The sequence below is a fragment of the Actinopolymorpha sp. B9G3 genome (genome assembly GCF_040120725.1).
Taxonomy (GTDB): domain Bacteria; phylum Actinomycetota; class Actinomycetes; order Propionibacteriales; family Actinopolymorphaceae; genus Thermasporomyces.
In genome coordinates, this window is record NZ_JBEEAB010000009.1 from 43,890 (window position 1) to 55,530 (window position 11,641).

Consider the following 11,641-nt stretch of genomic DNA (forward strand, 5'->3'; position numbering starts at 1 on the left):
CCGGACCTCCTGCCAAGGCTGATCTCCGCATTCGCCCGGTGACGGCGTCACGTCCAAGCCCCGTGACGTTTCCGTCCAGCTGGGAGAGGCGATCGTGCGTATTCCCGTTCGTGCGTACTGGCAACTGTTGGCTCGTTATCTCGTCGCACACCGTCGACTGCTTGTTCTGCTCGCGGTGATTCTGTTCGCCGGGATCGGCGTACGCCTGTTGACGCCGTGGTTCGCGGCGCGGTTCATCGATGGCGCCACCGTGGCCGCGCGGTTGCCTGAGCCGGTCGCACGTGAGGCGATGCCCGGACTGGTGGTGTGGGCGGCACTGTTCTGCGTCGGCGGAGTCCTCGACCAGGTGCTGGCCGTGTCGGGCGTCCACCTGGGTGCGCATGTCGCGTGGCAGGCGACGAACCGGCTTCGCGAGGACGTCACCGATCACTGTCTGCGCCTGGACACCGGCTTCCACCACGACCACGGCCCAGGTGAGCTGGTGGAACGCGTCGACGGGGACGTCCGGGAGCTGAACAACTTCTTCTCCCAGTTTGCCCTTGTTCTGTTGGGAAACCTGGCGTTGATCGGCGGCGTGCTGGTCGTGATGCTGGCCGTCGACTGGCGGATCATGGGTGTCTTCGTCGGGTTCACCGCCGGCACGCTCTGGATCCTCAGCCGGGTTCGCGGTGTCGCCGCACCTTCATGGCAACGTAGCCGGGCGGCCTCCGCCGACCTCTACGGCGAGGTGGAGGAACGGTTCGGCGGACTGGCCGACATCCGCGCCAACGGAGCCGGGGAGTACGTGCAGGGGCGGTTCACCTCTCTACAGCGCGCGATGTTCCTGCGTACGCGTGCCGCCGGGATCACCAGCGTGCTCGTCGGCGGGGGCATCGAGCTCCTCATGGTGGTGGGATCGGTCGCGATCCTGACGGTTGCCGTCGCGCTGTACCGGTCGGGAACGGTCTCGCTCGGAACGGTCTTCCTCATGGTGGCCTACACCGCTCTCGTCGTCGGGCCGCTGCGTCAGATCATGGGGCAGATCGACGACCTGCAGCGGGCGACGGCGAGCATCGGGCGGGTACGAGAACTGCTCGCCGTCACACCCACGATCTCCTCCGGTCCCGGCGCGGCCTTCGCCGGTGGCGCGGTGGCGGTGGCGGTGGAGGACGTGTCGTTCGGCTATCCCGGCCGCGACACCTCGTCGCCGGTCCTGCATGACGTGACCTTCCGGCTGCGACCGGGTGAGGTGCTCGGCCTGGTCGGGCGCACTGGTGCCGGCAAGACCACGATCGCCCGCCTGCTCCTGCGGTTCTACGACCCCGACACCGGACGGATCACCTTCGACGGTACGGACATCCGACAGGCCCACCTCGACGAGCTCCGAGCGACGGTCGGCGTCGTCACCCAGGACGTACAGGTGTTCCGCACGACGCTGCGCGACAACCTCACCCTCTTCAGACCCGGCCGCGCACCTGACGAGCGGCTTGTGACGCTGCTGCGTGAGGTCGGACTCGGCGCCTGGTACGACCGACAACCCGGCGGGCTCGACACCCTGCTCGCCTCCGGATCGGCGGGCATGTCGGCGGGAGAGGCGCAACTGCTCGCCATGGTGCGGGTCTTCGTCGACGATCCCGGCCTGGTGATCCTCGACGAGCCGGCATCACGGCTGGATCCGGCGAGCGAGGCGGTGGTGGAGCGGGCATGGGACCAGCTGTTCGCCGGCCGGACGGGCGTGATCATCGCCCATCGCCTGCGTACGCTCGAACGCGCCGACACGATCCTGGTCCTCGAGCGCGGTCGGATCTCCGAGTACGGTCCGCGGGCGGTCCTGGCGCATGACCCCAGCTCCGCCTACCACCGCGCACTCCTTGCCGGCGGCCTCGAGGGCGTGGAATGTCTCGGTGGTCCTGGACGGGCGGAGCGTGAGCGCTCCGGAGGTGTGCGGTGATGCTCGTCCGACTGTTCACCTACCGCCCGGGTCTGATGTTCGCGTCCGTCCTCACCTGGACGTTGTCGTCCTGTCTCCCGATCCTGACCGGCCTTGTGCAGCAGGCGATCTTCGAGGAACTGGACCCGAGTGCGTCCGGCCATCTCGAGGGCCGGGATCTCGAGGGCCGGGATCTCGAGGGCCGGGATCTCGTGCTGCTCTTCGCCGCCCTCGCCGTCCTCGCGGTATCCGAACCCGCGCTGGGAGTCCTGTGGTACTGGGTGCACACCACGTTCGAGGGGACGGTGGAGGCACTCGTTCGTACCAACCTGTTCTCGTGGGTTCTCACCACGTCGGGGAGGCGCGGGACCCCGGCATCGCCGGTCACCCTGGTGGGCCATCTCCGCGACGACGTTCCCGGTCACACGTCTCTGGTCAACGAGTGGTACCGGCTCTCGGGGGAAGGGGCGTTCGTGGCGATCGCACTCGTGATCATGCTCGGCATCGATCCGCTGATCACCGTCGCGACGTTCCTGCCGCTGGCCGGTGTTGTGGGGTGTACGCACTGGGTGCGCAGTCGGCTGCCGCGCTTGTGGGGCGAGGCGCGGGAGGCGACCACGGCGGTGACGAACTTCGTCGGCGAGGCGTTCGAGGGGGTGCAGGCGATTCGGGTGGCGGGCGCCGAAACGGCCGTGGTGCGACGCTTCGCGCACCTCAATGACCTCCGCAGGAAGGCCGAGGTCCGCAGCCTCGTCGCGGCGAGGCGGATCGACGCGATCACGGTGGCGACGACCATCGCGGGCCGCGGGCTGGTCCTGCTCATCGGGGCCGGTGCGATGGTCGCGGGCCGCTTCACCGTCGGCGACTTCATTCTTTTCGCGTTCTATCTCGACTGGATGCTCATGCTCCCGCGTCGAATCGGCCGGCTGCTCAGCCAGCACAGGACCAGCGAGAAGTCCCTGGAGCGGCTGCGCGAGGTCATGGGAACGACACCCGTGTCGACGCTCGTGGCGCATCGAGCCGTCCATCTGAGCGGTCCACGGTCGCAGCCGTCGCCCGCGAGTGTCCACGTGGTCGAGCCGACGGCCAGCCGCCGCGGTCGGACGCGGAGCCACAGCGGCGGTCGGCTGCGAGATCTTGTGGTCACTGACCTCTGCTACCGGCATCCGGAGACAGGTCGCGGTATCTCGGGCGTGAGTCTGCACCTGCGTGCCGGCGCCCTGACGGTGGTGACCGGACCGGTCGGTGCCGGCAAGTCGACGTTGCTCGGGGTCATGCTCGGCCTGCGGGAAGCGCAGTCGGGCGCGCTTTTCTGGAACGGCATGCGGATCGAGGATCCGGCGACGTTCATGGTCCCGCCGAGGGTGGCGTACAAGCCGCAGGTCCCGTGGTTGTTCAGTGAACCGCTGCTCGACACGATCCTGCTCGGCCTCCCGCCGGACGCGGTCGACCTGGAAGCGGCCCTGCGCCGTGCCGCGTTCGAGCGGGACGTCGCCGAACTGGACCGGGGACTCGACACGAGGGTGGGCAGCCGTGGTGTCCGGCTCTCCGGCGGCCAGGTCCAGCGGGCGAGTGCCGCTCGAATGTTCGTGCGTACGCCGGATCTTTGTGTCATCGACGACCTGTCCAGTGCACTCGACGAGGAGACCGAACATCTGGTCTGGGAACGCATGGACGGGGCGCGGGCGGAGGACCGATCGGCGGCGTATCTTGTCGTGTCGCACCGTGCGGCTGTCCTCGGAAGGGCGGACCAGATCGTCGTCCTGGAGGCCGGCTCCGTGGCGTCCGTCTCTCATCCGGACCGGAGGTGAGCGGACTCACGCGTGGGTGAACAGGTCGGTCTCGGCGTTGTCGAGGACCTCCTGTAGGTGCAGGCCGCGCTGGACGTCGAGGCCCCTGGGCTTGCCGGCCGCGACCGCCGCGGCGAACTCCGTGACCATCGTGGCGAACGAGTCCGGCCCGGCCGCCGCGGCGCAGTTGACGAACGCGGCCCCACCGGGCCCGAAGACCTCGACCTCGGCGCGGGGCGGCGTCCCTGCCGTGGCGCACAGCGACGCCTCGCTGAACCGGCCGCCCGCGTGCTCGAGGAGCAGGCCGACCCAGCCGAGCGGGTCGCCGTGGGCGCGTACGCCGACGATCCGGCCGAGTGCCGCGTCGAGCAGGTCGATCAGGTCGGGGCCCTCGCCGAGCAGGACGCCCCGCTCGAACCGCCACGGCTGGGTGCGCTGTCGGTCGTGTGGGCTGGCGGTGACGACCCGTCCACTGCCGCCGAGCGGTCGGGTCCGCGGAGCGGCCATGGCCAGGAACTGCCGGACGGGCTCGGCGTAACGCCAGTCGAGCGCGACCTGGGACACCACTCCCGCGCTGGTGACCGCCACGGCGATCTCCTCGGCTCCAGCGAGGTCGTTCGCGAGAGGTTTCTCCAGCAGAACGGCGCGTCTCGCTCGGGCGGCCGCGGCGGCGAGGTCGGTCTGGACATCCGGGGGAATGGCGAAGGCGACCGCCTCGCAGTGGTCGAGCAGGTCGGCGAACCGGTCGTAGCTGGCGACATGGTGACGGTGTGCGAGCTCACGGGCCGATTCGGGCCGGCGTGACCAGATGCCGGCAAAACGTACGTCGGCGGAGCCAGAGAGCGCCGGGGCATGGACCTCGGCGGCCCTCCGTCCCGCACCGACCAGGCCGATGGTGACGCTCACACCTTCACCATAGGCACGCGCGCCCCGGGTCGGCCCCATCCCGGTGATCATGATCGTGATCATGAAGGTTCCCCGGATGTATGGCCCTCTTTGGCTTCACAGTTCTGTTCTCTTTCATGATCACGAGACCTTGGCGGCCCCATCGCATGATCATGAAGTGGATCCGGGCCAGGAAGGGAAACGGGGCTATCCGTCCGCGAATCCTTCATGATCACGATCATGATCACGGGATGTAGCGGTCGGGCATGGTCACGGGATGTCGCGGTCGGGCATGGTCACGGGATGTGGCGGTCAGGGGAGGAGGGGGAGGAAGACGCGCATAGGGCCGGGCTCGCGGTTCGCCCAGGCGTAGTAGGGGATCGCGGTGAGCTGGACCGGGCGCGTCGCGACGGTCCGGTCCGGGTCGTACGCCCGGTAGAGCGGTCCCTGGTCGGGCTCGACGGCCACGGCCGGCACGGTCAGGGTCACGACGCCACCCAGCAGGTCGCCTGCGTACGCAGGCGTCCAGGACTCGGCGCCGGTGAGCCGGAGGTCCTCCACCGCCACGCCCTCGTGGTCAGCTTGTTCGACGCAGTAGACGAGCGGCCCTCGGCTGATCGCCACCCTGCCGTGCGCGGAAGCGACCCGCGGGTGCGCGGCGACGAGCCTGGTCGACAGGTCGAACTCGATGCGTACGGTGTCGCCCGGACTCCAGACCCGCCGCACCGCAAGGTATCCCGTCTCCCGGCCGGCCTCGAGTAACGCCGCGTCGACCGGCTCGCCGGCCACGTGAACCGCGGCTGAGCCCGCCCATCCCGGCACCGGCACGAACAAAGTGAACTCGGCGCCCGGGCCGCTCTCCCGGCCGGCGTCGCCACCACCGCCATCTCCCGGGGTCACCGTGATGTCAACCCGACCTTGCCAGGGGAGGGCACTGGTGACATCGAGTCGCACGGGCGTACCGTCCGAGAGCCGCAGATCCACCTCACCACCCAGATAGAGCTGGACCCAGACCCCTTCCTCCGACGTGGTGTACGCATAACCCGGCAACGACGCGAGCAGGCGCGCGATGTTAGGTGGACAGCACGCACACGCGAACCAGGGCTGCCGGCGATGGCGCCCACTGTCGGCGAGCGGGTTCTGGTAGAAGAACTCCGTTCCGGACAGCGCCAGGCCCGGCAGGACTCCGTTGTACAGCGCGGTCTCGATCGCGTCCCGGTACCTCGCGTCGCCCGTGAGCAGCAGCAACCGCCACGCGAAGAAGATGACCGCGATGGCGGCACAGGTCTCGTTGTAGGCCCGGTCCGGCAGTTCGTACGCCGCACCGAACGCCTCACCGTCCCACCGTGCGCCCACACCTCCGGTGACGGCTGTCTTGTGTCCCGCGAGGTCCGCCCACCACCGGTCGACGGCCGCCCGCAGCTCCGGATCGCCGGTCTCGAGCAGGACGTCTGCGGCGGCGGCGTAGAGGTAGAGCGCGCGTACGGCGTGGCCGGTCACGGTGTCCTGCTCGCGCAGGGGAGCGTGGTCGAGGAGGTATTCACCGCTGTCAAGGACGCCGCGGCCGCGGGAGTCGAGCTGCCAGGTCGCAAGGCGGAGCCACTTCGGCTCGCGCGTGGTGCGGTAGAGCTCGACAAGTGCCATCTCCAGGCAGGGATGCCCGCAGGTGCCGGGCACCTCGTCGGGCGTGAACCTCGCGAAGACATGCTCACAGGCGCGGATCGCCACATCCAGCAGGGTGCGTTTTCCGGTGGCGCGGACGTGGGCGACGGCTGCCTGCGTCAGGTGCCCGAGGCAGTACATCTCGTGCTTGACGACGAGGTCCGTCCAGCGTTCGGCAGTCCGGTCGGCGGAGAAGTACGTGTTGAGATAGCCGTCGTCGTCCTGGGCGGTGGCGAAGAGCGCGATCAGCTCGTCGAGGTCCTTGCCCGGCTCGGGACGGTCACCCGACTGACCCAGGGACTCGCCGGTTGGCACGTTCTGCGGATCGCCGCACGAATCACCACGTGACGCGTTGCTGGGTTCACCCTCTCGGCCACCGGCGGCCAGGATCCATGCCGCCGCCTCGACCCATTTGTAGACGTCGGAGTCGGAGTAGTACCTGCCGTGGAACGGTCCGCCGGTGAGCCCCGCCGCCCGCCGGAAGTTCTCCAGGGCCCCGGTCGACTCGCACAGCTCCTGCTGCGCGGGAACCGTCTCGGTTCGGTTGCGTTCCAGCCGCGGCCCCCAGAAGGCGTCGTCGACGCGGACCGCCCCGACGCCGACCGGCCGCAGCCGGGCGTGCGGGCTCTGCCTCGTGTCGACAACAGGCGTCGTGTCCGCCACCCCGGTCGTGGCGGCAACGGGCGGGTGCGGGTTGGCGGTCACTAGGGCTCCCTCGTGGTCGACGAGTCAGGGCGGGCGCCCCCTGGATTCTTGGGTCTACGCATCGGGCACCAGGGGTGCGTCGCCCACCCACACCGGGTCGTCGCCGGTGCCCGCCGGACACGAGGCCCGGACGGCGAGGGAGCAGGGCAGCCGCCGGATGCCGGGCTCGCGCTCGCCGTCGATCGCCTGCAGGAGGGTGGTGCCGACGATCCGGCCGAGGCGGTAGAGGTTCATGTCGACCGAGGTGAGGGGTGGGCGGGTGGAGGCGGCGAGCAGGGTCCAGTTGTCATAGCCGACCACTGCGATGTCGTCGGGAACGCGGACGCCGAGCACGGTGAGCCCGTCGGCCACGCCCCGCGCGATCTGGTCGTTGCCGCAGAGGATCCCGTCGACGCCGGGCCGGGTCTCGAGCAACGCTCGGGCGGCGTGGTAGCCCGCCTCTTCGCCGAACGGCCCGTGCACGACGTGGGAGTCGGGCAGCTCCCACCCCTTCTCGGCGAGAGCCCGGCGGGCACCGGCGATCCGTTGCCGGACCGCCGCGTACGACGGTGGACCGGTGAGGTGCGCGATCTGCGTACATCCCTGGCGGAGCAGTTGCCGCGCCGCGAGCCAGCCGCCGTGCTCGTCGTCGACCGTGATGCTGGTGGCGCGTTCGTCGTCGGCCGTGGTGTAGGCGTAGACGACGGGAAACGGCAGGTCCCGGCCGACCCGCGGTGCCGGGTCGGTGGCGCGGCCGGTGACGATGAGCCCGTCGACCCGCCGAGCGGTGAGGGCGTCGATGTAGTGCCGTTCCCGGACAGCGTCGCGTCGGGCGTCGCACAGGAGCAGGCTGCAGGTGTCGGCCGACAGGGCGTCTTCGACACCACCCAGCATGGCGGGCGTGAAGCGTCCGTACCCGTCGCGGGTGAGGAGCCCGACCGTGAAAGTCCGGCCGCTCGTGAGCGAGCTGGCGTTGCGGTTGGCCCGGAAGCCCAGCTCCCGCGCACTCTGGACGATCCGCTCGCGGGTCTCCGGGCGCATCCGGCCCTTGCCGTTGAGGCCCTTCGAGGCGGTGGCCACCGACACTCCGGCGACGCGGGCGACGTCGCGGATCGTTGCGGCCACAGGTCCTCCGGGAAGCCAGATGAGAAAACGGTTTGTCAGTCAGCCGGTCTCCGAGGGTCACCGGTGATCTGTGTGCAACGCAAGCAAAACATCGGGATATCTCGAGTATCGAGACGAAGCGCTCCGCAAGCAAGGATGCGCGTTGAGAAACAGTTTTCCCACCTGTTGAACCGTTGACCGGGTGCTGCCGGCTGTTCTACCTTCGCGGCACCATCCCGTGGCAGGAGTGCGCAGATGAGTCACGCCAGCAGTCACCCGGCCTCCCATGGCAGGTCGATCCACAGCCCTCGGTCCGTTCAGAGTCGCCGGTCGTTCCTGCAGTGGGGAGTCGCCGCTGCTGTCGCGACCGCCGCAGGCCCAGTGCTCGCCGCCTGCGGTGGATCAGACGGAGAGGCCGGTGCGAACGGCCAGATCACCCTCAAGGTGATGGGCTTCGAGGTCAACCCCGAGGAGAAGGGAAGCCCGCTCGACAAGGCGTACAAGAAGTTCCTCGCCGACTTCCAGGCCGAGCACAAGAACATCACGATCGACTCGATCGCCACCCCGCCCGAGTTCGACACCAAGATCATCGTCGATCTCGCCTCCGGCACCGCACCAGACCTGTGGTCGCAGGACGCGTCCAGCCTGGCACCACTCATCGACCGCAAACTGCTGCTCGACATGCGCAGGTGCACCGAGAAGCTTCCGTCGCTCGACACCAAGCGGTTCTTCCCCGCTGTCCTGGACATCCACGAGCAGGAGGACGGCGCGATCTACGGCCTGCCCAACGACTTCACGCCGATGGTCGTCTACTACAACACCGACCTCATCGGCAAGGCGGGCTTGACAGCGCCAACGGCCGGCTGGACCTGGGACGACCAGCTGGAGCTCGCCAAGCAGCTCACCAAGGACGGCAGGGGCCGGACCGCCGCCGACGGCGGCTTCGATGCCGCGGACATCACGCAGTGGGGATACCGCGCCGGCCAGTACGCCTACCAGTGGGTCTACCGCACCTGGCAGAACGGCGGCGACGTCCTCGCGCCCGACCGCTCCACCGCGACCGGCTACCTCGACTCGGCGGCCACTCTCGAAGCCCTGCAGTGGTACGCCGATCTGGTCCTGAAGCACAAGGTCTCGCCCAAGCCGTCGGTCCTCGACTCGATCACCGAGAAGTCCAGCTTCGAGGCCGAGTTCATGGCAGGACGTTTCGCGATGTTCGACAGCGGCCACTGGTCGCTCGTCGGGCTCACGGCGGCGGAGGGTTACAAGCCCGAACTGCTCGGCGTCGCGCCCCAGCCGGCCAGCAAGACCGACGCGACCGTGCTGTATGAGTCCAGCTTCGTGATCCGCCACGACCTGCCGGAGGAGAAGATCGAGGCGGCGGCACGGTTCGTCGAGGCGGCGACCGGCCGGTCGTACCAGGACACCAAGGCCATCACCGGGATCGCGATCGCCGGGAACCAGGAGGCGGCGGAGGCGTCGCTCGCCAACGCCGACTCGCAGTTCGCGGGGCTCGACCCGGTGTTCGTCGAGGCCACCGCCAAGGGTCGGCCGCCGTCGGGATCGCAACTGGCGAAGTACCCCACGATCGAGGGCCTCCTCGACGAGATGATGGATCGCATCCTCGCCGGCGGCGCCGTCGAGACGGAGGCGAAGAAGACCGTCAAGCTCATCGACCAGGAGCTGGACGCCCAGTGACGGTCGCCGACGCCGGAGAGGATACGAGGAGGGAGAGGCAGCCGCGCGGCAGGGTTCCAGGACATCAACTCTGGAGGCGGTTCTGGAGCCGGCACAACGAACGCGCGGGCTACCTGTTCATCCTCCCGGCGTCGGCGCACCTCGCGTTGTTCCTGCTGATCCCGATCGGGTTCAGCCTCTACCTTTCGTTCCACGAGTGGAGCACACCGGGTTTCCTCGGCGCTCCGTTCGTCGGGCTGGAGAACTATCGCGACCTGCTCCAGGACGAGCCGTTCTGGCGGGCGATGCGCAACACCGCGACCTACACCGTGCTCTCGGTGCCGCTCGGGATGGCGGTGAGCCTCGCGATGGCGGTCACCGTCAACCGTCGCCTGCCCGGAATCAACGTCTTCCGGGCGATCTTCTTCCTTCCGGTGATCACGTCGTGGGTGGCCGTCTCGGTCGTGTGGATCACTCTGCTCTCCCCGAACGCCGGTGTCGTCAATTACGTGTTCAGTCTGGTCGGCCTGCCACCGCAAGCCTGGCTTGACAACCCACGGTGGGCGATGTTCGCGATCGTCGTCATCACCATCTGGAAGGGCGCCGGATTCCAGATGGTGATCTGGCTTGCCGGCCTGCAGTCGATCCCGACCGAGCTGCTCGAGGCGGCCGCCATCGACGGCGCCAACAAGTGGCGGACCTTCTGGCACGTCACCTTGCCGCTGCTCTTCCCGACGACGTTCTTTCTCGCGGTGACCGGTGTGATCGGCGGCTTCCAGGTCTTCACCCCGATGTACGTCATCACCGAGGGCGGCCCGCTCGGCGCCACCGACGTGGCCGTCTACCACATCTACAAGCGCGCGTTCCAGGAGTTCTCGATGGGCTACGCGTCCGCGCAGGCGTGGGTGCTCTTCGCGGTGATCTTCGTCGCCACCCTGCTGCAGCTGTGGTACGTACGCCGCCGCGGAGAGACGAGCCTGGCATGAGGGAACGGAGGATGGGCGAACGGAGCCTGAGGACACCGAGCCTGAGGGAACGGAGCAGGAGAGGACGCATCGTGACAGGTGAGCAGCGTGGGCTGGCGCGGCTGTGGGACGCGCTCATGCCGCTGCGTACGGTCTTCTTCTACGCCATGCTCGTCTTCATCGCCGCCGGCATGCTCGTACCGTTCCTGTGGATGGTGTCGACGTCGCTTCGGCCACCGGGCACGGCGTTCTCCTATCCGCCGCAGATCCTGCCGACGACCTTCGACCTGCGGAACTACCAGCAGCTCTTCACCCTCGTGCCGTTCGGGCGCTACTTCCTCAACACGGTGCTCGTGACAGTACTCACGGTCGTGGGGCAGGTGGCGTTCTGTGCGACCGCTGCCTATGCGTTCGCGCGGCTTTCGTTCATCGGCCGCAAGGCGTTCTTCGTGCTCTTCCTCGCCACCATGATGATCCCGTTCCAGGTGACGATGATCCCGCTGTTCCTGCTGGTCTTCCAGCTCGGCTGGGTCAACACCTACACCGGCCTGATCGCGCCGGGCATCTCCAGCGCGTTCGGGATCTTCCTGCTCCGGCAGGCGTTCCTCACCATCCCACGCGACTACCAGGACGCGGCCCGGATCGACGGCGCGAACGAGTGGACGGTGTTCTTCCGGATCTTCCTGCCCCTGACGAAGCCGGCGCTCGCGACCGTCTCGGTGTTCGCGTTCATGGGCACGTGGAACGACCTGCTCTGGCCGCTGCTCGTGTCCCGTGACGAGGAGCACCGAACGCTGGAGCTGGGCCTTGCCTACTTCAACGCCTCGTCGTCGGCGTTCCAGCAGCCGAACTGGCCGCTCATGATGGCCGCGTCGGTGGTGGTGCTGCTTCCGGTGCTGGTCGTCTACCTGTTCGCCCAGCGGTACTTCGTCGCCGGCATCGCACTGAGCGGGGTGAAGGGCTGA

The 11,641-nt window shown here is 68.7% G+C and carries 8 protein-coding genes; 5 read left to right on the forward strand and 3 right to left on the reverse strand.

The window, feature by feature from the left end; all coding sequences use genetic code 11:
* Nucleotides 1-94 precede the first annotated feature (94 nt).
* Nucleotides 95-1,930: an ABC transporter ATP-binding protein gene (locus ABNF93_RS17070; RefSeq protein ID WP_349329070.1), complete on the forward strand. Its 1,836-nt coding sequence runs from the start codon at nt 95-97 to the stop codon at nt 1,928-1,930.
* Nucleotides 1,930-3,720 carry an ATP-binding cassette domain-containing protein gene (locus ABNF93_RS17075; protein ID WP_349329071.1) on the forward strand — a complete coding sequence of 597 codons (1,791 nt, stop codon included), beginning with the start codon at nt 1,930-1,932 and terminating at the stop codon, nt 3,718-3,720. The genes ABNF93_RS17070 and ABNF93_RS17075 overlap by 1 nt, the downstream gene beginning before the upstream one ends.
* A 6-nt stretch (nt 3,721-3,726) precedes the next feature.
* Here ABNF93_RS17075 and ABNF93_RS17080 read toward each other — a convergent pair whose 3' ends face one another.
* The 3 genes from ABNF93_RS17080 to ABNF93_RS17090 form a co-directional block, all read right to left on the reverse strand.
* Nucleotides 3,727-4,668, reverse strand: a complete 942-nt coding sequence (locus ABNF93_RS17080) for a Gfo/Idh/MocA family protein (protein WP_349329072.1) — start codon at nt 4,666-4,668, stop codon at nt 3,727-3,729.
* A gap of 228 nt (nt 4,669-4,896) precedes the next feature.
* Complete coding sequence (locus tag ABNF93_RS17085) at nt 4,897-6,951, reverse strand: glycoside hydrolase family 127 protein (protein ID WP_349329073.1); 2,055 nt, start codon at nt 6,949-6,951, stop codon at nt 4,897-4,899.
* A 54-nt stretch (nt 6,952-7,005) separates the two neighbouring features.
* The gene (locus ABNF93_RS17090) at nt 7,006-8,055 is read right to left on the reverse strand and encodes a LacI family DNA-binding transcriptional regulator (RefSeq protein ID WP_349329074.1); all 1,050 of its coding nucleotides are present in this window, start codon (nt 8,053-8,055) and stop codon (nt 7,006-7,008) included.
* Nucleotides 8,056-8,289: 234 nt separating this feature from the next.
* Between ABNF93_RS17090 and ABNF93_RS17095 the strand changes: the two genes are divergently transcribed.
* The 3 genes from ABNF93_RS17095 (at nt 8,290) to ABNF93_RS17105 (ending at nt 11,641) form a co-directional block, all read left to right on the forward strand.
* Nucleotides 8,290-9,732, forward strand: a complete 1,443-nt coding sequence (locus ABNF93_RS17095) for an ABC transporter substrate-binding protein (RefSeq protein ID WP_349329075.1) — start codon at nt 8,290-8,292, stop codon at nt 9,730-9,732.
* A complete protein-coding gene (locus ABNF93_RS17100) occupies nt 9,729-10,697 on the forward strand; it encodes a carbohydrate ABC transporter permease (RefSeq protein ID WP_349329076.1) in 969 nt (322 codons plus the stop codon). The genes ABNF93_RS17095 and ABNF93_RS17100 overlap by 4 nt, the downstream gene beginning before the upstream one ends.
* Before the next feature lie 71 nt (nt 10,698-10,768).
* Entirely contained in the window at nt 10,769-11,641 is an 873-nt protein-coding gene (locus ABNF93_RS17105; RefSeq protein WP_349329077.1) for a carbohydrate ABC transporter permease, read from the forward strand.